The organism is Streptomyces huasconensis, assembly GCF_021028635.1.
Taxonomy (GTDB): Bacteria; Actinomycetota; Actinomycetes; order Streptomycetales; family Streptomycetaceae; genus Streptomyces; species Streptomyces huasconensis.
Genome location: NZ_CP086119.1, coordinates 3,081,068 through 3,107,500, shown reverse-complemented (window position 1 = coordinate 3,107,500; position 26,433 = coordinate 3,081,068). Strand labels below are relative to the sequence as shown.

The 26,433-nt window shown below is 69.2% G+C and carries 18 protein-coding genes and 2 rRNA genes; 12 read left to right on the top strand and 8 right to left on the bottom strand.

Translation table 11 applies throughout. From position 1 onward, the window contains the following. The first annotated feature begins 178 nt into the window (after nucleotides 1–178). Both J2N69_RS13965 and rrf read left to right on the top strand, forming a co-directional pair. Nucleotides 179–3,301, top strand: a 23S ribosomal RNA gene (locus J2N69_RS13965). An 87-nt stretch (nucleotides 3,302–3,388) separates the two neighbouring features. Continuing rightward, nucleotides 3,389–3,505: ribosomal RNA gene (rrf, locus tag J2N69_RS13960) — 5S ribosomal RNA — on the top strand. 88 nt (nucleotides 3,506–3,593) lie between these two features. On the opposite strand, the gene J2N69_RS13955 is transcribed toward rrf, so the two are convergent. The 5 genes from J2N69_RS13955 to J2N69_RS13935 are packed head-to-tail and all read right to left on the bottom strand — an operon-like array spanning nucleotide 3,594 to nucleotide 9,213. Beyond that, the gene (locus J2N69_RS13955) at nucleotides 3,594–4,904 is read right to left on the bottom strand and encodes a DUF58 domain-containing protein (RefSeq protein WP_230901039.1); all 1,311 of its coding nucleotides are present in this window, start codon (nucleotides 4,902–4,904) and stop codon (nucleotides 3,594–3,596) included. Further along, on the bottom strand, nucleotides 4,904–5,926 hold the full coding sequence (locus J2N69_RS13950; protein ID WP_408056725.1) for an AAA family ATPase: 1,023 nt from the start codon (nucleotides 5,924–5,926) through the stop codon (nucleotides 4,904–4,906). Before J2N69_RS13950 ends, J2N69_RS13955 begins: the two co-directional genes overlap by 1 nt. Next, complete coding sequence (locus J2N69_RS13945; RefSeq protein ID WP_230901037.1) at nucleotides 5,926–7,179, bottom strand: DUF4350 domain-containing protein; 1,254 nt, start codon at nucleotides 7,177–7,179, stop codon at nucleotides 5,926–5,928. Before J2N69_RS13945 ends, J2N69_RS13950 begins: the two co-directional genes overlap by 1 nt. Beyond that, nucleotides 7,176–7,877, bottom strand: a complete 702-nt coding sequence (locus tag J2N69_RS13940; protein ID WP_230901036.1) for a DUF4129 domain-containing protein — start codon at nucleotides 7,875–7,877, stop codon at nucleotides 7,176–7,178. Before J2N69_RS13940 ends, J2N69_RS13945 begins: the two co-directional genes overlap by 4 nt. A 28-nt stretch (nucleotides 7,878–7,905) precedes the next feature. Continuing rightward, nucleotides 7,906–9,213 carry a DUF7847 domain-containing protein gene (locus J2N69_RS13935; RefSeq protein WP_230901035.1) on the bottom strand — a complete coding sequence of 436 codons (1,308 nt, stop codon included), beginning with the start codon at nucleotides 9,211–9,213 and terminating at the stop codon, nucleotides 7,906–7,908. A 140-nt stretch (nucleotides 9,214–9,353) separates the two neighbouring features. Between J2N69_RS13935 and mtnA the strand changes: the two genes are divergently transcribed. From mtnA to J2N69_RS13900, 7 genes are all read left to right on the top strand, one after another. Next, nucleotides 9,354–10,520 carry an S-methyl-5-thioribose-1-phosphate isomerase gene (gene mtnA, locus J2N69_RS13930; RefSeq protein ID WP_230901034.1) on the top strand — a complete coding sequence of 389 codons (1,167 nt, stop codon included), beginning with the start codon at nucleotides 9,354–9,356 and terminating at the stop codon, nucleotides 10,518–10,520. Nucleotides 10,521–11,020: 500 nt separating this feature from the next. Beyond that, nucleotides 11,021–11,710: a two-component system response regulator MtrA gene (gene mtrA / locus J2N69_RS13925; protein ID WP_189176211.1), complete on the top strand. Its 690-nt coding sequence runs from the start codon at nucleotides 11,021–11,023 to the stop codon at nucleotides 11,708–11,710. A 1-nt stretch (nucleotide 11,711) separates the two neighbouring features. Then, nucleotides 11,712–13,982, top strand: coding sequence for an MtrAB system histidine kinase MtrB (gene mtrB, locus J2N69_RS13920; protein WP_230901033.1), 2,271 nt, complete (start codon nucleotides 11,712–11,714; stop codon nucleotides 13,980–13,982). Further along, nucleotides 13,972–15,864: an LpqB family beta-propeller domain-containing protein gene (locus J2N69_RS13915; RefSeq protein WP_408056724.1), complete on the top strand. Its 1,893-nt coding sequence runs from the start codon at nucleotides 13,972–13,974 to the stop codon at nucleotides 15,862–15,864. The genes mtrB and J2N69_RS13915 overlap by 11 nt, the downstream gene beginning before the upstream one ends. A 132-nt stretch (nucleotides 15,865–15,996) precedes the next feature. After that, nucleotides 15,997–16,920, top strand: a complete 924-nt coding sequence (locus J2N69_RS13910; protein WP_230901032.1) for a ComF family protein — start codon at nucleotides 15,997–15,999, stop codon at nucleotides 16,918–16,920. 331 nt (nucleotides 16,921–17,251) lie between these two features. Beyond that, nucleotides 17,252–17,944, top strand: coding sequence for a ribosome hibernation-promoting factor, HPF/YfiA family (hpf, locus tag J2N69_RS13905; protein ID WP_391939849.1), 693 nt, complete (start codon nucleotides 17,252–17,254; stop codon nucleotides 17,942–17,944). A 198-nt stretch (nucleotides 17,945–18,142) separates the two neighbouring features. Next, nucleotides 18,143–18,886, top strand: a complete 744-nt coding sequence (locus J2N69_RS13900; protein WP_127912053.1) for a response regulator — start codon at nucleotides 18,143–18,145, stop codon at nucleotides 18,884–18,886. A gap of 11 nt (nucleotides 18,887–18,897) precedes the next feature. Here the strand turns inward: J2N69_RS13900 and J2N69_RS13895 are convergent, their stop codons facing one another. Both J2N69_RS13895 and J2N69_RS13890 read right to left on the bottom strand, forming a co-directional pair. Continuing rightward, entirely contained in the window at nucleotides 18,898–20,061 is a 1,164-nt protein-coding gene (locus J2N69_RS13895) for a winged helix-turn-helix domain-containing protein (RefSeq protein WP_230901030.1), read from the bottom strand. Between the two features lie 52 nt (nucleotides 20,062–20,113). Further along, nucleotides 20,114–20,686: a GNAT family N-acetyltransferase gene (locus J2N69_RS13890; RefSeq protein ID WP_230901029.1), complete on the bottom strand. Its 573-nt coding sequence runs from the start codon at nucleotides 20,684–20,686 to the stop codon at nucleotides 20,114–20,116. Between the two features lie 212 nt (nucleotides 20,687–20,898). Between J2N69_RS13890 and secA the strand changes: the two genes are divergently transcribed. Further along, a complete protein-coding gene (secA, locus tag J2N69_RS13885) occupies nucleotides 20,899–23,745 on the top strand; it encodes a preprotein translocase subunit SecA (RefSeq protein ID WP_230901028.1) in 2,847 nt (948 codons plus the stop codon). Nucleotides 23,746–23,906: 161 nt separating this feature from the next. Here secA and J2N69_RS13880 read toward each other — a convergent pair whose 3' ends face one another. Further along, on the bottom strand, nucleotides 23,907–24,389 hold the full coding sequence (locus J2N69_RS13880) for an Rv3235 family protein (RefSeq protein ID WP_230901027.1): 483 nt from the start codon (nucleotides 24,387–24,389) through the stop codon (nucleotides 23,907–23,909). A gap of 326 nt (nucleotides 24,390–24,715) precedes the next feature. Between J2N69_RS13880 and J2N69_RS13875 the strand changes: the two genes are divergently transcribed. Together J2N69_RS13875 and J2N69_RS13870 are read left to right on the top strand one after the other, a co-directional pair. Beyond that, nucleotides 24,716–25,222 carry a DUF6912 family protein gene (locus J2N69_RS13875; RefSeq protein WP_230901026.1) on the top strand — a complete coding sequence of 169 codons (507 nt, stop codon included), beginning with the start codon at nucleotides 24,716–24,718 and terminating at the stop codon, nucleotides 25,220–25,222. 360 nt (nucleotides 25,223–25,582) lie between these two features. Continuing rightward, nucleotides 25,583–26,257 (top strand): HAD family hydrolase, encoded by a 675-nt coding sequence (locus J2N69_RS13870; RefSeq protein WP_230901025.1) that lies wholly within the window; start codon nucleotides 25,583–25,585, stop codon nucleotides 26,255–26,257. Nucleotides 26,258–26,433: the final 176 nt, after the last annotated feature.

Here is a 26,433-nt window from a genome sequence, read left to right as displayed (position 1 = left end):
TTCGGAGCGTGGAAAGTTGAGGGAAGCGGTGAGGGTGTCGGGCACGCTGTTGGGTATCTGAGGGTACGGACTTGTTCCCGACCTCAATGCCGACCCCGGTACACTCACTGGTTTTGCTGGTGGGGTGATGGGTGGTTGGTCGTTGTTTGAGAACTGCACAGTGGACGCGAGCATCTGTGGCCAAGTTTTTAAGGGCGCACGGTGGATGCCTTGGCACCAGGAACCGATGAAGGACGTGGGAGGCCACGATAGTCCCCGGGGAGTCGTCAACCAGGCTTTGATCCGGGGGTTTCCGAATGGGGAAACCCGGCAGTCGTCATGGGCTGTCACCCGCTGCTGAACACATAGGCAGTGTGGAGGGAACGCGGGGAAGTGAAACATCTCAGTACCCGCAGGAAGAGAAAACAACCGTGATTCCGGGAGTAGTGGCGAGCGAAACCGGATGAGGCCAAACCGTATACGTGTGAGACCCGGCAGGGGTTGCGTATACGGGGTTGTGGGATCTCTCTTTCACAGTCTGCCGGCTGTGAGACGAGTCAGAAACCGTTGATGTAGGCGAAGGACATGCGAAAGGTCCGGCGTAGAGGGTAAGACCCCCGTAGTCGAAACATCAGCGGCTCGTTTGAGAGACACCCAAGTAGCACGGGGCCCGAGAAATCCCGTGTGAATCTGGCGGGACCACCCGTTAAGCCTAAATATTCCCTGGTGACCGATAGCGGATAGTACCGTGAGGGAATGGTGAAAAGTACCGCGGGAGCGGAGTGAAATAGTACCTGAAACCGTGTGCCTACAAGCCGTGGGAGCGTCGGATGTTGGACTTGTCCAGCATCTCGTGACTGCGTGCCTTTTGAAGAATGAGCCTGCGAGTTTGCGGTGTGTTGCGAGGTTAACCCGTGTGGGGAAGCCGTAGCGAAAGCGAGTCCGAATAGGGCGATATAGTAGCGCGCTCAAGACCCGAAGCGGAGTGATCTAGCCATGGGCAGGTTGAAGCGGCTGTAAGAGGTCGTGGAGGACCGAACCCACCAGGGTTGAAAACCTGGGGGATGACCTGTGGTTAGGGGTGAAAGGCCAATCAAACTCCGTGATAGCTGGTTCTCCCCGAAATGCATTTAGGTGCAGCGTCGTGTGTTTCTTGCCGGAGGTAGAGCACTGGATAGGCGATGGGCCCTACCGGGTTACTGACCTTAGCCAAACTCCGAATGCCGGTAAGTGAGAGCGCGGCAGTGAGACTGTGGGGGATAAGCTCCATGGTCGAGAGGGAAACAGCCCAGAGCATCGACTAAGGCCCCTAAGCGTACGCTAAGTGGGAAAGGATGTGGAGTCGCACAGACAACCAGGAGGTTGGCTTAGAAGCAGCCACCCTTGAAAGAGTGCGTAATAGCTCACTGGTCTAGTGATTCCGCGCCGACAATGTAGCGGGGCTCAAGCGTACCGCCGAAGTCGTGTCATTCACACAATAGGGCCAACGCCTGTGTGGATGGGTAGGGGAGCGTCGTGTGCCGGGTGAAGCTGCGCCGGAAGGCAGTGGTGGACGGTTCACGAGTGAGAATGCAGGCATGAGTAGCGATACATACGTGAGAAACGTGTGCGCCGATTGACTAAGGGTTCCTGGGTCAAGCTGATCTGCCCAGGGTAAGTCGGGACCTAAGGCGAGGCCGACAGGCGTAGTCGATGGATAACCGGTTGATATTCCGGTACCCGCTGTGAAGCGTCAAACATCGAGCCCATTAATGCTAAGGCCGTGAAGCCGTTCCGGACCCTTCGGGGAAAGGAAAGTGGTGGAGCCGCTGACCCAAGGTGGTAGTAGGTGAGTGATGGGGTGACGCAGGAAGGTAGTCCAGCCCGGGCGGTGGTTGTCCCGGGGTAAGGGTGTAGGCCGTGCGGTAGGTAAATCCGTCGCACATAAGGCTGAGACCTGATGCCGAGCCGATTGTGGTGAAGTGGATGATCCTATGCTGTCGAGAAAAGCCTCTAGCGAGTTTCATGGCGGCCCGTACCCTAAACCGACTCAGGTGGTCAGGTAGAGAATACCGAGGCGTTCGGGTGAACTATGGTTAAGGAACTCGGCAAAATGCCCCCGTAACTTCGGGAGAAGGGGGGCCATCACCGGTGATGAGTCTTGCACTCTGAGCTGGGGGTGGCCGCAGAGACCAGCGAGAAGCGACTGTTTACTAAAAACACAGGTCCGTGCGAAGCCGTAAGGCGATGTATACGGACTGACGCCTGCCCGGTGCTGGAACGTTAAGGGGACCGGTTAGTGCACTTTCGGGTGTGCGAAGCTGAGAACTTAAGCGCCAGTAAACGGCGGTGGTAACTATAACCATCCTAAGGTAGCGAAATTCCTTGTCGGGTAAGTTCCGACCTGCACGAATGGCGTAACGACTTCTCGACTGTCTCAACCATAGGCCCGGTGAAATTGCACTACGAGTAAAGATGCTCGTTTCGCGCAGAAGGACGGAAAGACCCCGGGACCTTTACTACAGTTTGATATTGGTGTTCGGTTCGGCTTGTGTAGGATAGGTGGGAGACTGTGAAGCATGCACGCCAGTGTGTGTGGAGTCGCCGTTGAAATACCACTCTGGTCGTGCTGGATGTCTAACCTCGGTCCGTGATCCGGATCAGGGACAGTGTCTGATGGGTAGTTTAACTGGGGCGGTTGCCTCCCAAAGAGTAACGGAGGCGCCCAAAGGTTCCCTCAGCCTGGTTGGTAATCAGGTGTTGAGTGTAAGTGCACAAGGGAGCTTGACTGTGAGACCGACGGGTCGAGCAGGGACGAAAGTCGGGACTAGTGATCCGGCGGTGGCTTGTGGAAGCGCCGTCGCTCAACGGATAAAAGGTACCCCGGGGATAACAGGCTGATCTTCCCCAAGAGTCCATATCGACGGGATGGTTTGGCACCTCGATGTCGGCTCGTCGCATCCTGGGGCTGGAGTCGGTCCCAAGGGTTGGGCTGTTCGCCCATTAAAGCGGTACGCGAGCTGGGTTTAGAACGTCGTGAGACAGTTCGGTCCCTATCCTCTGTGCGCGTAGGAATATTGAGAAGGGCTGTCCCTAGTACGAGAGGACCGGGACGGACGAACCTCTGGTGTGCCAGTTGTCCTGCCAAGGGCATGGCTGGTTGGCTACGTTCGGAAAGGATAACCGCTGAAAGCATCTAAGCGGGAAGCCTGCTTCGAGATGAGTATTCCCACCCCCTTTGAGGGGTTAAGGCTCCCAGTAGACGACTGGGTTGATAGGCCAGATCTGGAAGCCCGGTAACGGGTGGAGGTGACTGGTACTAATAGGCCGAGGGCTTGTCCTCAGTTGCTCGCGTCCACTGTGTTGGTTCTGAAACCACGAACAACCCCATGCAAGGTCACGCATGGTGCGGTTGACAGTTTCATAGTGTTTCGGTGGTCATAGCGTGAGGGAAACGCCCGGTTACATTCCGAACCCGGAAGCTAAGCCTCACAGCGCCGATGGTACTGCAGGGGGGACCCTGTGGGAGAGTAGGACGCCGCCGAACTAATCTTGATAAAAAGCCTCAGTCCCCGGACATTGTCCGGGGACTGAGGCTTTTTTGCGTTTGTCGTTCGTGGCGCGATGCCTCTCCTTCAAAGACGGCCAGCCGCTTTGAGGGAGAGATAGGCGTCGGCCAGGGCGGGCGCCAGATCGTCGGGGGGAGCGTCCACGACGGTTACCCCGCGGCGGATGAGTTGCTCAGCCGTGTGGCGGCGTTCCGACTGGGACTGTGCGGCCGCTGCCGCGTCGTATACCGCTTCCACCGTTCCGCGGCTCGTCGCCATTTCCTCGATGTGCGGGTCGGCCACCGATGCGACCAGAACCTTATGACGCTTGGTGAGCCGGGAAAGTACGGGAAGTAGGCCTTCTTCGACCGGAGCCTTGTCGAGGCTGGTGAGCAGGACGATCAGGGAGCTGCGCGGCGCTGTCCGCAGGACTGTGGACGTCAGGCCCCGGGCGTCCGTCTCGATGAGTTCGGGCTCCAGGTTCGCCAGGGCGTTGACCAAGGAGGGCAGGACGTCGCCTGCTGATCGGCCTTGGACCAAGGCCCGTACTCGACGGTCGTACGCGAGGAGGTCCACGCGGTCTCCGGCGCGGGCGGCCAGGGCGGTGAGGAGCAGGGCGGCGTCCATGGCGGCGTCGAGGCGGGGGGCGTCACCGACGCGGCCGGCCGAGGTGCGGCCGGTGTCGAGTACCAGGAGGATGCGTCGGTCGCGTTCCGGGCGCCAGGTGCGGATCGCGACGGTGGACCGACGGGCGGTGGCCCGCCAGTCGATGGAGCGGGTGTCGTCCCCGGGGACGTAATCCCGGAGGCTGTCGAACTCGGTGCCCTGGCCGCGCGTCAGGACGCTGGTGCGGCCGTCGAGTTCGCGCAGGCGGGCCAGTTTCGAGGGGAGATGCTTTCGGCTGGTGAAGGGCGGCACGACTCGTACGGTCCAGGGGACGTTGTGGGCACCCTGGCGGGCGAAGAGGCGCAGCGGGCCGTACGAGCGAATGGTCACGCGGTCAGCATGGTGGTCGCCGCGCCGGGTGGGGCGCAGGCGGGTCGTGATGCGGCGGCGTTCGCCGGGCGGGACCGTCAGGTGGTGGCGGGAGGCGGCCGTCTCGGTGCCCGGCTGCCGGCTGCTGGGCGGCCAGGCGTCGCGGAGGTCGGCGCGCAGCGGGCGGCCGGAGGGGTTCGCGACGGTGATGTCGACATCGGCGGCTTCACCGAGGCGTACGGAGGTCTCGCCTGAGCGGGTCAGGGTGAGGCGGCGTACGGGCGCGGCCAGGGCGAAGTCGCAGGCGCAGGCGAGGGCCAGGGCTGTATTGACGGTGAGGATGCCGGTCCAGCTGGGGTCCCAGAGGCCTACGGGGAGGGTGCCGAGGGCTGCCAGGAGGGCGGCGCGTCCGGTGAGAGCCATCAGCGGGGGACCGGGACGTGGGCGAGGATCGCGTTGATCACGGCGTCCGCGGTCACGCCTTCCATTTCGGCCTCCGGGCGCAGTTGGACGCGGTGGCGGAGGGTGGGGAGGGCCAAGGCCTTGACGTCGTCGGGGATGACGTAGTCGCGGCCGGTGAGCCAGGCCCAGGCGCGTGCGGTGGAGAGCAGCGCGGTGGCGCCCCGGGGGGAGACGCCCAGGGTGAGGGAGGGCGAATCGCGGGTCGTGCGGCACACGTCGACGACGTAGGCGGTGATCTCGGGGGAGATGGAGGTCTTGGCGACGGCGGCGCGGGCGGCTTCGAGATCGGCGGGGCCCGCTACGGGGCGTACGCCGGCGGCGCGCAGGTCGCGTGGGTTGAAGCCCTCGGCGTGGCGGGTGAGGACGTCGATCTCGTCCTGGCGAGAGGGGAGAGGGACCGTCAGTTTGAGCAGGAAACGGTCCAGTTGGGCTTCGGGGAGGGGGTACGTGCCCTCGTACTCGACGGGGTTCTGGGTGGCCGCCACGAGGAAGGGCTCGGGGAGTGGGCGCGGGGTGCCGTCGACCGTGACCTGGCGTTCTTCCATCGCTTCGAGGAGGGAGGACTGGGTCTTGGGCGGGGTGCGGTTGATCTCGTCGGCGAGGAGGAGGTTCGTGAAGACAGGGCCGGGCTGGAAGGAGAACTCCGTGGTGCGGGCGTCGTAGACGAGGGAGCCCGTGACGTCGCTCGGCATGAGGTCGGGGGTGAACTGGACGCGTTTGGTGTCGAGTTCGAGGCTTGCGGCGAGGGCTCGGACGAGCAGTGTTTTGGCCACGCCGGGGACGCCTTCCAGCAGGACGTGGCCGCGGCAGAGGAGGGCGACGACGAGGCCGGTGACGGCGGGGTCCTGGCCGACCACGGCCTTGGAGATCTCGGCGCGCAGGGCTTCGAGGGAAGCGCGTGCGTCGCGGGGGGACTGGTCGGACCCCTTGTCTCCGTTGGGCCCGGTGTCTCCGGTGGGCCCGTTGTCAGTGGTCGGGTCCATCATGGGTGGCGTACCTCACTTTCGAGGGCGTCGAGTTGATCGGCCAGGGCGATGAGCGCTGCGTCGTTGCCCGGGGGCGGGCCGTAGAGGAGGGGGTGGAGGTCTTGGGCGGGGGTGCTGAGGCGCGTGGAGAGTGCGGGGAGCAGGGTCTCGGGAGCGTGGGCCTGGGCCGGGGGCACGCCGAGGAGGGTGGCGAGGCGGGAGCGGGTGGCGGTGCGCAGGGCGGACGCGGCGCGGTCGCGGGCGTTGGCCCTGCGATAGAGGCGGGCGCGGCCTTCGACCGTCTCTGAGGCGCGGATGACCACGGGGAGGCGTTCGGTGACGAGGGGGCCGAGACGGCGGGCGCGCCAGAGCGCGGCGAGCACGGCGGCGACGGTGAGTTGGAGCGCGCCCCAGCGCCAGCCGGAAGGGATCAGGTCGAAGAAGCCGCGGCGTTCGGAGTCGGTCGCTGCCCGGTCGTCGGAGAGCGAGGGGAGGTACCAGACCAAGCGGGGCCGTGAGCCGAGGAGTTGCAGGGCGAGTGAGGCGTTGCCCTGCTCGTCGAGACGGTCGTTGTAAAGGATGTCGGGGGCGCCGAGGACGAGGCTGTCGCCTTTTCCACGGGGGGCGGGGAGATGCAGAAGGCTGGGCAGGCCGTCGCTGAGGTAACAGGCCTCGGCGTGCGGAGCGAGGGTGTCGTAGCGGATGCCGCCCATGTCGGCGGTGCCGGCTCGGCGGGCGGCCGGGAGGGAGCAGGACGGGGAGAGCGCCGAGTCCGCGCTGGGGGTGGCGTCCGCGGTCACCCCTGGGGCGAGGTCGCCGACCGACGGGGTGCCGGGGGCGACGAGGACGGTGCGGCCTCCGGCGTCCTTGGTGGCGGCGCGGAGGTGGGAGCGCTGGCTGTCGGTCAGCAGGTCGGGGTTGGCCACCAGGAGCGTGGTGTGGGCGCCGGCCGCGGAGGCGGCCTGTTCGGTGGTGGTGACCACGCGGGTGGACACCCCTCGGTCGGCGAGGAGTTCGGCCACGGCCCGGCTGCCCTGGGGGTCGGCCGAGCGGGGGTCCAGGCGGCCGTGCTGGGCGCCGGTGCGGAGCGCGGCGATGGTGACGGCCGCCGCGAGCAGGACGACCACGGCGAGGGCGATGCCCCGGGACCGGGTCCAGAGCCGGCGGGGTGTGGGCGAGAGGGAGGTCGGAGCGGGCGGGGTGCCGGGCCGGTGGGTGGCGGAGGGCGAAGTGGGCTGAGGCGCCTGGCCCGTGCGGGGGGAGCCGGTCACGTAGCGGCTCCCTGGTTGTTGCTGCTGGGGGTGGTGTGGGCGGTGTTGGTCAGCAGCGGCTTGGTGCGGTCCAGGTCGTGGTCGAGTTCGGCCAGGCGGAGGTATGCGGACTCGTCGGCGGTGCGGCCGCCGTATGTGACGTCGTCGAACTCGTGGGCGGCGGCGCGGAGTCGACCACTGTGGGCGGGGAGGGTCCGGCCCGCCTCTGCCGCGGCTTCGTCGGCGGTGCGGCCGGGGTGGGGGGCGAGGAGCGCGCGTTCCTCCAGGGCGCGGACGATGGCACGCATGCGTTCCTGGACGGCCTGGTTCCAGTGGGCCCGGGCGGCGTGGGCCTCGGAGGCGGCGCGGTGTTCGGCGGCGCTGCGGGGGCGGTCGTCGAAGAGGGCCGGAGCGGACGTGGGGATGCGCTGCGGGGTGCCCAGACGCCACCAGAGGGCGACGCCCAGGAGCACCACGGCCACGATGATGACAAGGAGCCCGAATCCGCCGCCGGGGGTGGCTCCCGCGGCGGCGGAGAACACGTCGTCGACCCAGTCCCAGAAGGTGTTCAGGGCGCGCTGGAGGAGGCTCGGGTCGTGCTCGTGGTACATCGGCTTGGACAGTTCGCGTTCGGCCGCCTCGCGCGCGGGGTCGCGCGAGATCGTCACCGGTGGGTCGTCGCCGGTGCGCGGCAGGAGCGGCGCCGCCGCGAACCTCATGAGCACTGCCCCCGCCGCGGTCACCGCATCAGCTCCCCGGCGTGCTGGACGGGTCGGGCCCCTGCCCGGGGGTGCCGGCGGCGCGGGTGAGTATGAGGTCGAGGGCCTCGCGCCGAATCCGCTGGTCGATGTAGAGGAGCACGGTGACCCCGGCCGTGATGGGGAACGTCAGCATGGAGCCGATCACGGAGCCGACGCCGCTGATGATCAGAAACGTCCAGCCGAGGTCGCCGGCGCCGTTGAGGAAGCCGTTGACCCCTTCGCCGCTGAGCGCGCCGGCGAGGAAGGTGAACGGGATGACGATGATCGACGCCACAACGTTCGCGATGATCGCGGCGAGCAGCTGGATGCCGAAGACGCGCCACCAGGAGCCGTTGACCAGCTTCGCGGAGCGGGCCAGGGACTTCTTGACGCCCTGCTTCTCCAGCATGAGCGCGGGAGAGGCGAGCGAGAAGCGGATCATGATCCAGATGGCGGCGACGCCCGCGGCGAGGCCGCCGAGCACGGTGAGGCTCGCGCCGGCCTCGGACGCCCCCGCCACCGCCACCAGTACGCCCGGCAGGATGCCGACGCCGATGACCGCGGCGCCGATGAGCGGGATGAGCAAGGTCAGGCCGAACAGCTTCGCCAAGCGGGGGCGGGAGTCCCGCCAGGCCTCGCTGATGGTCACCGGCTTGCCCAGCACGGCGCGGCTGGTGACCATCGTGAGCAGAGCGGTGGCGACGATCGTGCCGAGCAGGGTGATCACGAGGACCACTCCGGAGTTCAGCAGGGTGTCGCCCATGGCGCGGGTCAGCTCACCGACGGTCGCGCTCGGGTCGTTGAGGGCATCGGTGTCCACGGACTCGTTCAGGACGAGTCCTTGCAGGAGGACGATGACGATCTCGGTCAGCACGGCCACGGTCAGGGAGATGCCGAGGACCGTGCGCCAGTGGGCGCGCATCGTCGACACGGCGCCGTCGAGGATCTCGCCGACGCCGAGTGGGCGCAGCGGGATGACGCCGGGCTTGGCGGCGGGAGGCGGGCCCTGCCACGCGCCCCAGCCGCGGTAGCCGCCGGGGCCGCCCGGGCCGGGGGCTCCGGGACCGCCGGGGCCGGCAGGCGGGCCGCCCCAGCCACCGCCCTGACCGGGCGGAGGCGGTGGGGGCGGCGGGGTCTGGCCGGGGCCCGCCGTGCCGGGCGGGGACCACTGGGCGGGCGGCGGCTGCTCCTTGGACCACTTGGACGAGCCGCCCTGTTGGCCGGCGTCCGCGGGCTCGGAGGCGTCCGGCTTGCCGGAGTCCTGTCCGTCGGAGGGGGCAGATCCGGGCGAAGCCCAGCCCGGAGTGTCGTTCATCGTCGCTCCTTCACGGTGCCCGTCCGCGGGTGCGGCGGCAGGTTGCCAGCCATCGTGCCACGGGGTACCGGCCGGGTGACCGGGTGCGGTAGCGGCAGGACACCTTCAATTGTCCGCCGGGTACGGGGCAGACTGGGCGGATGGCTGATCAGTACGCGCAATCCAGCGAGGACATACGGCCGACCGGGGTCCCGGCGATCCCCGCCATCCGTTGGGACGAGCCACCCGAAGGCCCCGTCCTGGTCGTCCTCGACCAGACCAGGCTGCCGGGCGAGGAGATCGAGCTGGTGTGCACCGACGCACAGGCTCTGGTGGAGGCCATCCGCACGCTCGCGGTGCGCGGGGCGCCGCTTCTGGGCATCGCGGGGGCGTACGGGGTCGCGCTGGCCGCGGCCCGGGGTTTCGACGTGGACGAGGCGGCGGACGCGTTGGCGGGGGCGCGGCCCACCGCGGTCAACCTCGCGTACGGCGCGCGTCGGGCCCAGGCGGCGTACCGCACCGCGGTGTCGGGCGGCGCGGGCGACGAGCGGGCGGCCGGGGCCGCGCTCGAGGCGGCGCGGGCGCTGCACGCCGAGGATGCCAGGGCCAGCGCCACGATGGCGGCGCACGGTCTGGCGCTGCTCGACGAGCTGCTGCCCGGCGGCGGGCACCGGATTCTGACGCACTGCAACACCGGGGCGCTGGTCTCGGGAGGGGAGGGCACGGCGTTCGCGGTGGCGCTCAAGGCGCACCGGGCGGGCCGTCTGCGCAGGCTGTGGGTGGACGAGACGCGGCCCCTGCTGCAGGGCGCGAGGCTCACCGCGTACGAGGCGGCGCGGAACGGCATGGCGTACACGCTGCTCACGGACAACGCGGCGGGGTCGCTGTTCGCGGCCGGGGAGGTCGATGCCGTGCTGATCGGCGCCGACCGGGTCGCGGCCGACGGATCGGTGGCGAACAAGGTGGGGAGTTATCCGCTCGCGGTGCTCGCGCGGTATCACCACGTGCCGTTCATCGTGGTGGCGCCGGTGACGACCGTCGACCCGGACACCCCGGACGGGGCGTCCATCGAGGTGGAGCAGCGGTCCAGTCATGAGGTGACGGAGCTCACCGCGCTGCCCCAGGGGCCGGGGTTCGGGATCGAGGCGGGGGGCGGCATCCCGGTGGCGCCCCTGGGGACGCAGGCGTACAACCCGGCGTTCGATGTGACGCCGCCGGAATTGGTGACGGCGATCGTCACGGAGGAGGGGGTGCTGTCGCCGGTGACGGCTGAGGGGATAGCCGGGTTGTGGGGCGGGTCCCGGGATGGCCGGGTGCGCATGGAGTGAGGCCCGGTGGGGGGTGTTAGGGCGGCGCTGAGGCTGGTGGGGCGGTGCTGAGCCGTCGGCCGGGGTTGCCGTCGCGGCTCGGGGCCGGGACGCGGGAGGGCGTACGTGCGGCCTCCCGGTTCCGGCTCCACGCGCCGGTTCCGGCTCCGCCCTCCAAGCGCCGGTTCGAGTTCCGAGCTCCGGTCCCGGCTCCGGCTCTGGTGTGGGGCCTGTGCGGGCGGCCTGTACGGTGCAGCCGACGGATGGGGGCCTGCTGGGGACTGGGGCTGGGGCTTGGGCCGGGACTGGGACGCCGGTTCCTGCCGGTCGTCCCGGGGCTGACATCTCGGGCTGACGTCCCGGGCTGACGTGTCACGGGTGGTACCGCCCGGCGTCCGTTACCGCTGTGGTCGGCCAGGGGCCGACAGGGGATCACCGCAGACAGTAGTGGCTTGATACGACTATCGTCACAGGTCAGTGAACTGCCTCACCAGCAGCCCGGTCACTGTTACGAGAATGGGATGATGTCAGGCATGAAGGGACGAGTCCTTGTCGTCGACGACGACACCGCACTGGCCGAGATGCTCGGGATTGTGCTGCGTGGTGAAGGTTTTGAGCCGTCGTTCGTAGCTGATGGCGACAAGGCGCTGGCCGCTTTCCGGGAGGCCAAGCCGGATCTTGTGCTGCTCGACTTGATGCTGCCGGGTCGCGACGGCATCGAGGTGTGCCGCCTGATCCGGGCGGAGTCCGGGGTGCCGATCGTCATGCTCACCGCCAAGAGCGACACCGTGGACGTGGTGGTCGGTCTGGAGTCGGGAGCCGATGACTACATCGTCAAGCCGTTCAAGCCGAAGGAGCTGGTGGCCCGCATCCGGGCGCGGCTGCGGAGGTCGGAGGAGCCCGCCCCGGAGCAGCTGGCCATAGGTGACCTGGTCATCGATGTGGCGGGGCACTCCGTGAAGCGGGACGGGCAGTCGATCGCGCTGACGCCGCTGGAGTTCGATCTGCTGGTGGCGCTGGCGCGCAAGCCGTGGCAGGTGTTCACGCGTGAGGTGCTCCTCGAGCAGGTCTGGGGCTACCGGCACGCGGCGGACACCCGTCTGGTGAACGTGCACGTCCAGCGGCTGCGGTCCAAGGTCGAGCGGGACCCGGAGCGGCCGGAGATCGTGGTGACCGTCCGGGGTGTCGGTTACAAGGCCGGACCGAGCTGACGTGTCCCGGGACAGTTCCTCCACGGCGTCCGGGAATTCGGGGGCTCGCTCGGGGCGGACTGGACCGGCGCGGCGCGCGTCCCGGTTCGGGCGGCTCGTCGATGGCGGGCTGCTGTTGCAGGGCGGGGTGCAGGGCAGCCCTGTGCTGCGTCTCTTCGTACGCTGGGTGCGTCGGCCGTTGCTGCCCGCCGTGCGGCTGTGGCGGCGCAACATCCAGCTGAAGGTCGTCGTCACGACCTTGCTGATGTCGCTCGGCGTGGTGCTCATGCTGGGATTCGCCGTCTTGAGTTCGGTGAACAACGGCCTGCTCAAGGCCAAGGTCAAGGCGTCGCAGAGCCAGGCCGACGGAGGTTTCCGGGCCGCCCAGGACAGTGTCAACGCCGCCCGGCAGAGCACGGAGCAGGGGCAGGGCCAGGGGCAGGACGGCGGCGCGCTCGACGGGCGGAACGCCGCTGTATGGATGTCGGACCTCGTCGAGCAGCTGTCCAGCGGCGGTCAGAACGCGTTCGCCGTGGTGACGCTGACGTCCACGAGCGACGCGGGGAGTGTGCGCGGATCGCGGGCCTCGGGCGGCGTGGAGCCCATCCTGAGCGTGCCGGAGGAACTGCGCGGCCGGGTCGACAAGGGCACCGAGGTCCTCCAGGCCAATACGCGCATCGTCTACGACGACGGGCGTGAGCCGCAGCCGGGCCTGGTGATCGGCAAGCGGCTCAACGACCTCAACGGCGATCCGTACCAGCTCTACTACCTCTTCCCGCTGACGCAGGAGGAGGAGTCGCTCAATCTCGTCAGGACCACCCTCGCGACCGCCGGGCTCTTCGTGGTGGTGCTCCTCGGCGCCATCGCCTGGCTGGTGGTGCGCCAGGTGGTCACGCCCGTACGCATGGCGGCGGGCATCGCGGAGCGGCTGTCCGCCGGGCGCCTTCAGGAACGTATGAAGGTGACCGGGGAGGACGACATTGCGCGCCTCGGTGAGGCCTTCAACAAGATGGCGCAGAACCTTCAGCTGAAGATCCAGCAGCTGGAGGAGTTGTCGCGGATGCAGCGGCGGTTTGTCTCCGACGTGTCGCATGAGTTGCGTACGCCGCTCACGACGGTGCGGATGGCGGCCGATGTCATTCATGAGGCGCGGGTGGACTTCGATCCGGTGACCGCGCGGTCGGCGGAGTTGCTCGCCGATCAGCTGGACCGGTTCGAGTCGCTGCTCGCGGATCTGCTGGAGATCAGCCGGTTCGACGCGGGTGCGGCGGCGCTGGAGGCGGAGGCGATAGACCTGCGCGAGGTCGTGCGCAGGGTCGTCGGCGGCGCGGAGATGCTCGCCGAGCGCAAGGGAACGCACATACGGGTCGTCGGGGACCAGCAGCCCGTGGTCGCCGAGGCCGACGCCCGCCGGGTGGAGCGGGTGCTGCGCAACCTCGTGGTCAACGCCGTGGAGCACGGCGAGGGCAAGGACGTGGTGGTGCGGCTCGCCGCCGCGGGTGGCGCGGTGGCCGTCGCGGTGCGGGACTACGGAGTGGGGCTCAAGCCTGGCGAGGCGACCCGCGTGTTCAGCCGCTTCTGGCGGGCGGACCCGGCACGCGCGCGTACCACCGGTGGCACGGGGCTCGGCCTGTCCATCGCCCTGGAGGACGCGCGGCTGCACGGCGGCTGGCTCCAGGCGTGGGGTGAGCCGGGGGGCGGTTCGCAGTTCAGGCTTACGTTGCCGAGGACGGCGGACGAGCCGCTTCGGGGATCGCCGATCCCGCTGGAGCCCGAGGACTCCCGGCGCCACCGCGGGCTGAACGACGCGGGGCTGCCGGTCGACGGCGGGAACAAGCTTGCGACGGTGCCCGCGCAGGGCTCCGCGGCGACCGAGAGGGTGTCGTCGCCGCCCGTGCCGGCGAAGGGGCCCATAGCGCCGAGGCTGGCGCAGGCCGGGGCCGTGGACCCGACGGCGTTGCCGGGCAGCGGGGCGCGGGTCGTGTCGCGTCGGCCGGTGGACGACGAGCCGGAGAGCGATCTGGCGGGCGGCGAGCCCCAGGGTGACGTGGCGGGTGGCGAGGAGCTGCGTGGGGACCACGGGGCCGGGGCCGGGCAGCCGGGCCCGGGGCCGGCTGCGCACCCGAGGACCGGGCCACCGCAGCCGCGGTCACAACCCCAGTCACAGCCGGAGTCGCAGCCGTTGGGAGACAGCCGCGCGCAGGCGCGAACGCAGGCGGAGTCGGTGACGGGACCGGCGGCTGAGTCGGAAGCCGGTTCGGCGAGGGAAGGGGAGAGCACTCGTGGGCGCTGACCTGGAAGGGCGCGGCCGTGCGACGCGTCGCGGGCGCCCGCTGCGTACCGGACTGCTGCTGGGCGGGTGCGGGGCGCTCCTGGCGGGCTGTGCCTCGATGCCCGACAGCGGGAACCTGGAGTCCGTCGACGCCTCACAGCGGCCGGACTCGCAGTCGCAGGTCCGGGTCTACGCGCTGCCGCCGCGCGAGGGAGCGCGGCCCGTGGAGATCGTGCAGGGCTTTCTTGAGGCGCTGACCAGTGACGATCCGCAGTTCACGATGGCCCGCAAGTATCTGACCAAGAGCGCGTCGAAGGTCTGGGACCCGGAAGGCTCCACGACCGTCCTGGCGGACGGCCCGAACACGGACGCGGGCAACGCGGGCAACGAGGCCGACGGCAGCCGCCGCTTCTCCCTGACGGGCCAGCAGGTCGCCAAGGTGGACGAGCAGCACGCGTACCGGCCCGAAGAGGCGGCCTACAGCCAGTCCGTGCACCTGAGCCTGGTGGGCGGCCCCGGCCGCAAGGAGTGGCGCATCGACAGGCCGCCGCCGGGAGTGGTACTCGGTGAGTCGGACTTCCAGCGCATCTACCGGTCCGTCAACAAGTATTACTACGCCGGTCCTTCGGGTGCGGGCGCGGGTGGAGCGGCGGGGCTCGTCGCCGACCCCATCTACATCCGCCAGCGGATAGACCCGCTGACACAGACGGTGAAGGCGCTGCTTGACGGGCCCACCAACTGGCTCGACCAGGTGGTCGATTCGAGGTTCGACAGCGGCACGCGGCTCAAGGACCCCGGCAAGTCGCTGACGCCGGATGACCAGAACCGGCTGACCGTGCAGCTCAACAGCCGGGCCGATGGCGCAAGTCAGACGCGGTGCCGGGAGATGGCGGCGCAACTGCTCTTCACGTTGCAGGATCTGACGCCTTCGGGGGTCGAACAGGTGACGTTGCAGCGTTCCAACGGCTCGATGCTGTGCGTGTTGAGTCAGAGCCACGCCGAGAGCGTCGCGGTGCATCGCAACGCGGAGCGGCCCGGTTACCAGTACTTCATCGACGACAAGCACCGGCTGGTGCGGATGCCGGCCAACGCCGGGAGCACGGCCGCCCCGGAGCCGGTGAACGGCAGCTTCGGCACCGGGGACCAGCCGCTGCGCTCGGCGGCGGTCTCTCGCGACGAGAAGCGTGCGGCCGGGGTGTCGCTCGACGGGAAGTCGCTGTACACGGGGTCGCTGTTCGGGGAGGACACGCTCGGAAAGGCGCAGGTGCGCAGCAAGGCGAAGGCGGAGGACGACCGCCTGTCCACGCCCAGTTGGGACGGGCGGGGCGACCTGTGGGTGGCCGACCGGGACCCCAAGCGGCCGCGGTTGCTCTGGCTCGACCGGGGCGAGGGCGAACCGGTCGAGGTCGAGGTGCCCGGCCTCGACGGGCGCATCGAGGCGGTGCGGGTGTCGGCCGACGGCGTCCGTATCGCGCTGCTGGTGGAGAAGGACGACAAGACGTCCCTGTGGATCGGCCGGGTCGAGCGGGATGAGCGGGGTGAACAGGGCGAGCGGGGCGAGCAGGGCGACGCGGCACAGCCCCGGGTCTCGGTGCTCGACCCGATCCAGGCGGCTCCCCGGATGGAGGAGGTCACCGCCATGTCGTGGGCGGGCGGCAGCCGCCTCGTGGTGGTGGGACGCGAGTCCGGTGGAGTGCAGCAGATGCGGTACGTGCGGTGCGACGGTTCGGTGCTCTCGGGTACCACGCTGCCGGGGCTGACGGGCGTCAAGGAGATCGCGGCGTCCGAGAGCGAGCAGCAGCCGCTGGTGGCGCACTCCGACGACGGGATCGTGCGGCTGCCGACGGGCTCGCAGTGGCAGACGGTGGTGAAGGAAGGGTCCTCCCCGGTCTACCCGGGGTGAGGCAACGCCTCGGCCTCGGTGACCTGGGCAGATGGGGCTGATCGGAAGCCCGGGTCGGCTGGCCACAGGGTTTTCCACAGGGGGTTTTCCACAGGGGTGGCCGGGCTGACCGCGCCTTGGGACAGTTGAGGCATGCGGGGATGGTGGCGGGACCTCACCGACCTGGTGCTGCCGGCCGAGTGCGAGGGCTGCGGGCGGCCCCGGGCGCTGCTCTGCGCCGCGTGCCGAGCCGCCCTGTGCGGGAGCGCGCCGTGCCGGGTGCGGCCGGTGCCTGAGCCGCCGGGGCTGCCGGTGGTGCACGCGGCGGCGCCGTATGCGGACTCCGTACGGGCCGTACTGCTCGCGCACAAGGAGCGGGGCGCCCTGGGGCTCGCCGGGCCTCTGGGGACAGCGCTGGCCGAAGCCGTGCGGGCCGGGGCGCGGGGCGGAGCGCACGGACCACCACGAGAACCACCAGGCCCACGGGAACCACCGGAATCACCGCATCGGAGTGATACGGCCGCTCGATCGTGGGTAGACGGCACACACGGCGGATCACAGGGCCGCACGGCGCCGTTGGCGCTCGTCCCCATTCCGTCGTCGCGTGCCTCGGTGCGGGCGCGTGGTCAGGACCCGGCGCGGCGGATCGCGCTCGCCGCTGCGGGTGAGCTGCGGCGAGCGGGGATACCGGCGCGGGTGCTCGCGGTGCTGCGTCAGCGTCGCGCGGTGGCCGATCAGGCGGGGCTCGACTCCCGGCAGCGGCAGGCCAACCTGGCAGGCGCCCTGGAGGTGACCGCCGGGGGCGGCCGGCTGCTCCTGGCAGCGGGCGCGGGGCGGATCGTGGTCGTGGACGACCTCATGACCACCGGCGCCTCACTGGCGGAGGCCGTGCGCGCGGTACATGACGCATACAGGGACGCGATACATGATGTGCACAAGGAAAAGAACACCCGAGTGGAGGCCGTGCGGGACCGGGGTACGGATACCGTGCGAAGGCCGTTCATGAGCGGCCAGAACACGATCACCGCAGCCGTAGTCGCCGCCCCACCGGATTCTTTCGGAATAAACCGGAACTGATGGAGAAGGTGCTTCGTTGCAGGTGATGAGAGGGCGGATACACCTGAATGGAGGTACGCCGCAGTAAAGGGTGACGACATCCGCCCGGGCGAGATATGTTCGGTTGTGAGGAATGGCGAACGCCGCACCTCGCATATCGGAACGCCGGTCGCCGGCTGCTTTGGGGTTGCCTGAGTTTTCGCAATCACCCGGGCCGGTGGGGTGGAGATCTCGCCCACGGGGGAGGAGGAGGTGGAAGTCACCGAGTCCGAGGCTCCGGGGTCACCGGGGCCTGGTGCAAAAGGGAGATGCTCCGCCACCGAAGCGGAGTGATCCGGGAACGGAGTTCTGCGTGGACATCGTCGTCAAGGGCCGCAAGACCGAGGTGCCCGAGCGGTTCCGCAAGCACGTGGCCGAGAAGCTGAAGCTGGACAAGATCCAGAAGCTCGACGGCAAGGTGATCAGCCTCGACGTCGAGGTGTCCAAGGAAACCAACCCGCGTCAGGCCGACCGTTCCGACCGCGTGGAGATCACCCTCCGCGGCCGCGGGCCCGTGATCCGCGCGGAAGCAGCGGCAGCCGATCCGTACGCGGCGCTGGACCTGGCCACGGCCAAGCTCGACGCCAGCCTGCGCAAGCAGCACGAGAAGCGCCACAACCGGCGCGGCAACGGCCGGATTTCGGCCGCTGAAGTCGCCGAGCGCGTCCCGGACGCGGCGACGCTCAACGGAGACGGCACCCTCGCACGCGAAGAAGAGCCCGACGGCGTACCGGTCAAGAAGATCGGCTCGCTGGAGATCCAGGGCGAAGGCCCCCTCGTGGTCCGCGAGAAGACGCACGTCGCGGCGCCCATGTCGCTCGACCAGGCCCTCTACGAGATGGAACTGGTCGGACACGACTTCTACTTGTTCGTCGACTCCGAGTCCAAGGAACCGAGCGTCGTCTACCGGCGGCACGCCTACGACTACGGCGTCATCCGCCTCAACACCGACCCCATGGTGGCCAACGCCGAGACGGGTGGCGGAGGCGGGGCTCTCGGCGGCTGACCCGCCGACCCCCTGACCGCCGTGAGTGGTGCCCCTGGAGCGCGTGTGCGCCCCCAGGGGCACCTTCGTGCGACCAGTGTGCGCACCGGAGCGGCGTCGGGCATGAAATCATGGGCGGGCCGGCCAACCGGCGTGCTGCCGCCACGGGTTGGCGCAGCATAGGCACACCCAGGCCACGGCCTTCATGGGGGAGGAACGATGGCGGACAGCTTCGGACCGATGCGTCACCAGGATGCCGGCCAGGGCATCGGCATCGGCACGGACGAGGGCGCCCCACGCAAGGAGCCCATCCGGGTGCTCGTGGTGGACGACCACGCCCTTTTCCGCCGCGGCCTGGAGATCGTCCTCGCCGCCGAAGAGGACATCCAGGTCGTGGGCGAGGCGGGCGACGGCGCCGAGGCGGTGGACAAGGCCGCCGACCTGCTGCCCGACATCGTGCTGATGGACGTGCGCATGCCCAAGCGCGGCGGCATCGAGGCGTGCACCTCCATCAAGGAGGTGGCGCCCAGCGCGAAGATCATCATGCTGACGATCAGCGACGAGGAGGCCGACCTCTACGACGCGATCAAGGCGGGCGCCACCGGATACCTCCTCAAGGAGATCTCCACGGACGAGGTGGCCACCGCGATCCGCGCGGTGGCCGACGGGCAGTCGCAGATCAGCCCCTCGATGGCCTCCAAACTGCTCACCGAGTTCAAGTCGATGATCCAGCGCACGGACGAGCGCAGGCTGCTGCCCGCGCCCCGGCTGACGGACCGCGAGCTGGAAGTCCTGAAGCTGGTCGCCACCGGAATGAACAACCGCGATATCGCCAAGGAGTTGTTCATCTCCGAGAACACCGTGAAGAACCACGTGCGCAACATCCTGGAGAAGTTGCAGCTGCATTCCCGGATGGAAGCCGTCGTCTACGCGATGCGGGAGAAGATCCTCGAGATCCGCTGAGGCGGCCGGGGTCAGTTCAGGGCGCGCGTCAAGTCGGCCGTCAGCTCCGGACGGTTCACCCGCTCCACCCGTACGGAGTCGCAGCCGACCCAGGACGCCGCCTCCAGCAGCGCCTGGGCCATCGGTGCGACCGCCTTCGGGGTGTCGAGCGCGACCTGCTTGGCCACCAGCGTGGTGCCCTCGCGCGCGGGGTCCACCCGGCCGAGGAGCCTGCCGCCCGCGAGCAGCGGCATCGCGAAGTAGCCGTGTATCCGCTTGGGCTTGGGCACGTACGCCTCAAGGCGGTGGGTGAAGCCGAAGATCCGCTCCGTGCGCGCCCGCTCCCAGATCAGGGAGTCGAAGGGCGACAGCAGCGTCGTACGGTGCCGGCCGCGAGGTGTCGTCTCCAGGGCCTTCGGGTCCGCCCAGGCGGGCTTCTCCCAGCCCTGGACCGTCACCGGTACGAGGCCCGACTCCGCGACCACCGCGTCGAACTGCTCACCCTTGAGGCGGTGGTAGTCGGCGATGTCCGCGCGCGTGCCGACGCCCAGCGCCTCACCGGCCAGGCGCACCAGGCGGCGCAGGCACTCGGCGTCACTCAGGTCGTCGTGGAGCAGCGCGTTTGGGATCGCGCGCTCCGCGAGGTCGTACACCCGCTTCCAGGAGCGGCGCTCGGTGCAGACCACCTCGCCGTACATCAGCGCGCGCTCGACGGCGATCTTCGACTCGGACCAGTCCCACCACTCGCCCTTGTTCTTCGCGCCGCCCAACTCGGTCGCGGTCAGGGGGCCTTCGGCGCGCAGTTGCTTGATGACCTGGTCGTACGCACCGTCGGGCAGGTCGTGGTGCCAGTGCGGGCGGGAGCGGTAGGCGCGGCGGCGGAAGGCGAAGTGCGGCCACTCCTCGACGGGCAGGATGCACGCGGCGTGCGACCAGTACTCAAAGGCGTGGGTCTCGGTCCAGTACGCGGCCTCGACGGTGTCGCGGCCCACCGCGCCCAGGCGTGCGTACGGGATGAGTTCGTGCGAGCGGGCGAGGACGGAGATGGTGTCGAGCTGGACCGCGCCGAGGTGACGCAGGACGCCCCGGACGCCGGACCTGCGGTCCGGGGCGCCCAGGAAACCCTGGGCCCGCAGCGCGATGCGGCGGGCCTCGTCGGCGGAGAGTTCGATGGCGGGGCGCGGCAGGCTCGTCATGGTCGAAACGATAGGCGGCGGCACTGACAACGCGGACGGAATTTCCGTCGCCTCACAGGCGTGCGGGCAGGTACGGGAGCGGGGACTCCATGCCGAGGTCGGAGGGGAGCAGAGCGCCCACCCAGCAGTCACGGAGGGTGCCCTTGTTCAGCAGGCCCGCGCGGTGCACGCCCTCCACCGTGAAGCCGGCCTTCTCCGCGACCGCCCGGGAGCCCGTGTTGCCGACCTCCGCGCGCCACTCCAGGCGGGTGCAGCGCAGCTCCGTGAACGCCCAGCGGGCGAGGCCGAGCACGATCTCCGTCGTGTGGCCGCGGCCCCGCTGCTCCTTGGCCGTCCAGTAGCCGACCTCCCAGGTGCCCGAGCGCGGGTGGTGCAGGCTGGCCGCGGCGATCAGGGGGCCGCCGTCGCGGGGGCGTACGGCGAAGGCGTACTCGGAGTCGGCCTGCCACTGACTCGGCACGACGCGCAGGATGAAGTTCTCGGCGTCCACGCGCGCGTAGGGCGAGGGGATCGAGGTCCAGCGCTGGATGTCGGGGTCCTGGCAGGCCTCGTGGACCTCGTCGATGTCCTCGGGGGTGAAGACGTGCAGGCTCAGGCGTTCGGTGGTGAGTGTGACGGGCTCCATCAAGCGATGATGCGGGGGTGCTGTTCCGGTAGCCAGTGTTTTTACCGGCCTGCCGGCACCACCTCGTGGGGACGATCCGGCACCTTCGGCGCCCCTCGCCCGTTGACCTCATGGCAGACCTCCCGGCGCAGCCGGGTCCTCGCATACGATGGCCGTTGCCCAACGAGTAAAACCGACCATGCCAGGCCCGACCGGCAAGGAGACCAACCCCCGTGTCCGTCCTCTCGAAGATCATGCGTGCAGGCGAAGGCAAGATCCTGCGCAAGCTGCACCGCATCGCGGACCAGGTCAACTCCATCGAAGAGGACTTCGTCAGCCTCTCCGACGCCGAGCTGCGCGCGCTGACCGAGGAATACAAGGAGCGTTACGCCGACGGCGAGACGCTCGACGACCTCCTCCCCGAGGCCTTCGCGACGGTCCGTGAGGCCGCCAAGCGTGTCCTGGGCCAGCGTCACTACGACGTCCAGATGATGGGCGGCGCCGCGCTGCACATGGGCTATGTCGCCGAGATGAAGACCGGTGAGGGCAAGACCCTCGTCGGCACCCTGCCCGCGTATCTGAACGCGCTCTCCGGCAAGGGCGTCCACCTGATCACGGTCAACGACTACCTGGCCGAGCGCGACTCCGAGATGATGGGCCGGGTCCACAAGTTCCTGGGCCTGAGCGTCGGCTGCATCCTCGCCAACATGACGCCGGCCCAGCGCCGCGAGCAGTACAACTGCGACATCACGTACGGCACGAACAACGAGTTCGGCTTCGACTACCTCCGCGACAACATGGCGTGGTCGCAGGACGAGCTGGTGCAGCGCGGCCACAACTTCGCGATCGTCGACGAGGTCGACTCGATCCTCGTCGACGAGGCCCGTACGCCGCTGATCATCTCCGGCCCCGCCGACCAGGCCACCAAGTGGTACGGCGACTTCGCCAAGCTGGTCACCCGCCTCACCAAGGGTGAGCCCGGCAACCCCCTCAAGGGCATCGAGGAGACCGGCGACTACGAGGTCGACGAGAAGAAGCGCACCGTCGCCATCCACGAGTCCGGCGTGAGCAAGGTCGAGGACTGGCTCGGCATCGACAACCTCTACGAGTCGGTGAACACGCCACTGGTGGGCTACCTCAACAACGCCATCAAGGCCAAGGAACTCTTCAAGAAGGACAAGGACTACGTCGTCATCGACGGCGAAGTCATGATCGTCGACGAGCACACCGGCCGTATCCTCGCCGGCCGCCGCTACAACGAGGGCATGCACCAGGCGATCGAGGCGAAGGAAGGGGTGGACATCAAGGACGAGAACCAGACCCTCGCCACCATCACCCTCCAGAACTTCTTCCGCCTCTACAAGCGCGACGGTTACGACAGCGGCCTCTCCGGCATGACCGGTACGGCGATGACCGAGGCCGCCGAGTTCCACCAGATCTACAAGCTGGGCGTCGTGCCGATCCCGACGAACCGGCCGATGGTCCGCGTCGACCAGTCCGACCTGATCTACCGCACCGAGGTCGCGAAGTTCGCCGCCGTCGTCGACGACATCGCGGAGAAGCACGAGAAGGGCCAGCCGATCCTGGTCGGCACGACCTCCGTGGAGAAGTCGGAGTACCTCTCGCAGCAGCTCTCCAAGCGGGGCATCCAGCACGAGGTGCTCAACGCCAAGCAGCACGACCGTGAGGCGACCATCGTCGCCCAGGCTGGCCGCAAGGGCGCCGTGACGGTGGCCACGAACATGGCCGGTCGTGGTACGGACATCAAGCTCGGCGGCAACCCCGACGACCTCGCCGAGGCGGAGCTGCGCCAGCGCGGCCTCGACCCCGTGGAGCACGCCGAGGAGTGGGCCGCCGCGCTGCCGGCCGCCCTGGAGAAGGCCGAGCGGGCCGTCAAGGCGGAGTTCGAGGAGGTCAAGGCCCTGGGCGGGCTGTACGTCCTCGGCACCGAGCGGCACGAGTCGCGCCGTATCGACAATCAGCTGCGCGGTCGTTCCGGCCGTCAGGGCGACCCCGGTGAGTCCCGCTTCTACCTGTCGCTGGGCGACGACCTGATGCGGCTCTTCAAGGCGCAGATGGTCGAGCGCGTCATGTCGATGGCCAACGTCCCCGACGACGTGCCGATCGAGAACAAGATGGTGACGCGCGCCATCGCCTCCGCGCAGTCGCAGGTCGAGCAGCAGAACTTCGAGACCCGTAAGAACGTCCTGAAGTACGACGAGGTCCTCAACCGGCAGCGCGAGGTCATCTACGGAGAGCGTCGCCGCGTCCTGGAGGGCGAGGACCTGCACGAGCAGATCGCGCACTTCATGGACGACACCATCGACGCGTACATCGCCGCCGAGACCGCCGAGGGCTTCGCCGAGGAGTGGGACCTCGACCGGCTGTGGGGCGCCTTCAAGCAGCTCTACCCCGTCAAGGTCACCGTCGAGGAGTTGGAGGAGGCGGCGGGCGACCGCGCGGGTCTGACCGCCGAGTTCATCTCCGAATCCATCAAGGACGACATCCACGAGCAGTACGCCGCGCGTGAGGAGCAGCTCGGCTCCGAGATCATGCGTGAGCTGGAGCGCCGCGTCGTCCTGTCGGTCCTGGACCGCAAGTGGCGTGAGCACCTCTACGAGATGGACTACCTCCAGGAGGGCATCGGCCTCCGTGCCATGGCGCAGAAGGACCCGCTGGTCGAGTACCAGCGCGAGGGCTTCGACATGTTCAACGCCATGATGGACGGCATCAAGGAGGAGTCCGTCGGCTACCTGTTCAACCTGGAGGTCCAGGTCGAGCAGCAGGTCGAGGAGGTCCCGGTCGAGGACGCGGCGGCGGCCACCTCGCTCACCAAGGGCGGTGTGCAGGACGCGGTTCCGGCGGGTGCGGGCGCGGGGTCGCGGCCCGAGATCCGTGCCAAGGGCCTCGAAGCGCCGCAGCGGCCCGACCGGCTGCACTTCCAGGCGCCGAACGCCGAGGGCGGCGTCGACGAGGGTGACTTCACCACGGATGGTTCGGGTGTGCGGTCCGAGGCGGACGGGATGACCCGGGCGGAGCGGCGCAAGGCTCAGAAGGGTGGCCGGCGTCGCAAGAAGTAACCGCGGGGCGTAGTGCCCGCGGGCGAGTGACGTGGTGGGAGGGGCCGGGAGATGCTTCCGGCCCCTTTGGCCTGTCTTGGCTGTTGCCCTTTTTTGTGGGGGGCTTCTGGTGGCCGGGGTTGGGGCTGGGCTGGGCTGAGGCGGCGTGCGGTTGGCGGTGGTCAGGGCCTTGTTGGTTCCAGTTCCACCGCCGTGCAGCGCCACCTCCTGTCCGCCCCCAGGACCAGCCGGAACGCCAGTGCGCGCAGCCTCGGGCCCGTCGCCACGCGGGCGAAGACCTCGTATGCCTCCGGGTGCGGCTGGTAGTGGCCGACGCGCTGGATCGTGGGGCGGTGGCCGTCCGTGGAGAGCGGGTTGATCTCCGCGAGGCGGGCCAGGTCGTCGTAGGCCGTGTTGGCGATGTGGCGGGCCGCCCAGTGCAGCGGGCGTTGGCCGCTGAGGACGAGGAGAAGGCGTTCCGCGAAGACCTCCGTGGGGTGCGGGGGCGGCTGGGCCGGGACCGTCCTCGGCCGGCGGTCCGCGGGGCGGCGGGAGTCACCGCGGGTCGGCGGGCGGCCCGTGGACGGGCGGGAGGAGGACGGGCGGCCCGTGGGCGGGCGGGACGTGGACGGGCGGGGGCGGGGCCTGGTCATGACCTTGCGCATGAGATGCCTCCTTCGTCGCCTGCGGCGCAGGTTGGTACCGGTACCGGTGAGTAACTTTCCGTAGGGGATCTTGTACGGGGGTCGGGGTGCGGTACGCAAGCGGCGGGGGGCGGGGTGGGGGAGGCCGCCGGGATTCACCTATCAGGGGCGGCGGGGGCCTCGGAACGCGGTGTTCTCGGGGTGGCGCCGGGTGAATCCGTGGACGGGTGTGGACGGCTCCGGGGGTGCTGGGGGCAGCTCGATCGGGGACTCCCGCACGTATCCTGAAGGTCTTCTACGGCCACGAAGGTCCGTTTCGGCGGACGCGAGCGAAAGCGGTTCCGTATATGCGCGTCTACGTTCCTCTGACCCTGCCCCGGCTCGCTGAGGCGTACAAGGCGGGGGAGGTGGGGCCCGGGCCGTTGGTCGCCTACGCCGTGACCCCCGCGCTGCGGGAGTGGTACGTCTCGGACGACATCGAGGAGCTGGAGTACGCGGCGTTGAACCGGGCGGCCGCGGCGTCGCTGCGGTTGGTGGCGGGGGACCCCGGGGCGACGCGGCGGCGGGTCGTGCTCGCGGCGGATGTGCCGGATGGGGCGGCTGTGGCGGACCCTGACCGGGGGCTTGATCAGGGGGCGCTTGGGGAGGTGCGGGTTCCTGCGGGGCTTTCGCTGGGGAAGGTGGCGGCGGTGCATGTGGACTCGGGGGATGCGGAGGGGGATGTGGCTGCGGCTGCGGCTGCCTTGGGGGCCGCGGATATGGGGGACGAGGATGCGCGGTTTGTGGTGGATGGGGCGGAGGATCATGAGCTGCTGTGGTTTGCGACGCAGGAGATTCCTGGGTTGATCGGCTGAGCGTGCGGGGGCGGCTCGGTGCGCCTTGGGGTGCCTTGGGGTGTCTGTGGGTGCGGGGCCGCGGGGGTATGTCCGTGCTCGCCATCTTGGCCTTGGACCCTGGGTGCTTATCGGCTGGGGGCACACCACCACTGTGCTGCGCGCGCACATACCCCCACGTCCCCTCCCGTGCGTTCGCGGCTGCCGGCCGTTCCGCGTTTCGGTGTGGTGGCCGGTGTTGCTGGTGGGGCCGCGGGGGTATGTCGTCCCCTCCCGTGCGTTCGCGGCTGCGGGTAGGTGGGTGGGGTCTTCGCTTGGGGGCCGTGCGAGGGTTCGGCGGCGTGGGCTTCGGGTGGTGGTGGGGGAGGGTACGTTTTGGGGATGGGAACAACGGGGCGCGGGGCGCATATCGTCTGGGACTGGAATGGGACGCTCCTGCATGACATCCATGCGGTGATCGAGGCGACCAACGCCTCCTTCGCGGAGATCGGGCTCGAACCGATCACTCTGGAGCGGTACCGCGAGCTGTACTGCGTGCCGATTCCGCGGTTCTACGAGCGGCTCATGGGGCGGCTGCCGAGTGACACGGAGTGGCGGCTCATGGACGCCGTCTTCCACAAGCACTACTGGGCGCGGGCCGAGGGCTGCGGGCTCGCCGAAGGCGCCGCGCGGCTGCTCGCCGCGCGGCGGGCGGAGGGGCGTACGCAGTCGTTGTTGTCGCTGGCTCCGCACGAGCACCTCGTGCCCCTCGTGCGGCGGCACGGGATCGAGGAGCACTTCGTGCGGATCGACGGGCGGACCGACGACTCGCACGCGGGCAAGGCCGAGCGGATGGTGCGGCACCTCGCCGCGCTGGAGGGCGTCACCGCCGCCGTCGAGCGGGTCGTCGTGATCGGGGACGCCGTCGACGACGCGGTCGCCGCCGCGCACGTCGGCGCGCGGGCCGTGCTCTACACCGGGGGTTCGCACAGCCGGGCCAGCCTGGAGACGGCGGGGGTGCCCGTGGTCGACAGTCTGGAGGAGGCCGTGGTCGTGGCGGAGCAGTTCGTCGCCTGAGCGGTGTTGCGGTACCCGGCTGATGCTGTTGTGTTCGGTTCGCCCGGAGAAGCTGGAGGCGACAGCAGGGGTGGCGCCCGGCCGCACTGTGCAGAGTGTCCATGTTCTGCCCCCGCTTTTGTACACATACGGCTCATGACTGCTCCCCGGTGCGGAGCGATAGCCTTGACCCGTGA

Excerpts from the sequence above, each read along its gene's own strand:
- J2N69_RS13955 (WP_230901039.1), bottom strand. The coding sequence starts at position 4,904 with ATGGCTCTCACCGGACGCGCCGCCCTCCTGGCAGCCCTCGGCACCCTC.
- J2N69_RS13950 (WP_408056725.1), bottom strand. The coding sequence starts at position 5,926 with ATGGACCCGACCACTGACAACGGGCCCACCGGAGACACCGGGCCCAAC.
- J2N69_RS13940 (WP_230901036.1), bottom strand. The coding sequence starts at position 7,877 with ATGAGGTTCGCGGCGGCGCCGCTCCTGCCGCGCACCGGCGACGACCCA.
- J2N69_RS13935 (WP_230901035.1), bottom strand. The coding sequence starts at position 9,213 with ATGAACGACACTCCGGGCTGGGCTTCGCCCGGATCTGCCCCCTCCGAC.
- mtnA (WP_230901034.1), top strand. The coding sequence starts at position 9,354 with ATGGCTGATCAGTACGCGCAATCCAGCGAGGACATACGGCCGACCGGG.
- mtrA (WP_189176211.1), top strand. The coding sequence starts at position 11,021 with ATGATGTCAGGCATGAAGGGACGAGTCCTTGTCGTCGACGACGACACC.
- J2N69_RS13910 (WP_230901032.1), top strand. The coding sequence starts at position 15,997 with ATGCGGGGATGGTGGCGGGACCTCACCGACCTGGTGCTGCCGGCCGAG.
- J2N69_RS13900 (WP_127912053.1), top strand. The coding sequence starts at position 18,143 with ATGGCGGACAGCTTCGGACCGATGCGTCACCAGGATGCCGGCCAGGGC.
- J2N69_RS13895 (WP_230901030.1), bottom strand. The coding sequence starts at position 20,061 with ATGACGAGCCTGCCGCGCCCCGCCATCGAACTCTCCGCCGACGAGGCC.
- J2N69_RS13890 (WP_230901029.1), bottom strand. The coding sequence starts at position 20,686 with ATGGAGCCCGTCACACTCACCACCGAACGCCTGAGCCTGCACGTCTTC.
- J2N69_RS13880 (WP_230901027.1), bottom strand. The coding sequence starts at position 24,389 with ATGCGCAAGGTCATGACCAGGCCCCGCCCCCGCCCGTCCACGTCCCGC.
- J2N69_RS13875 (WP_230901026.1), top strand. The coding sequence starts at position 24,716 with ATGCGCGTCTACGTTCCTCTGACCCTGCCCCGGCTCGCTGAGGCGTAC.
- J2N69_RS13870 (WP_230901025.1), top strand. The coding sequence starts at position 25,583 with ATGGGAACAACGGGGCGCGGGGCGCATATCGTCTGGGACTGGAATGGG.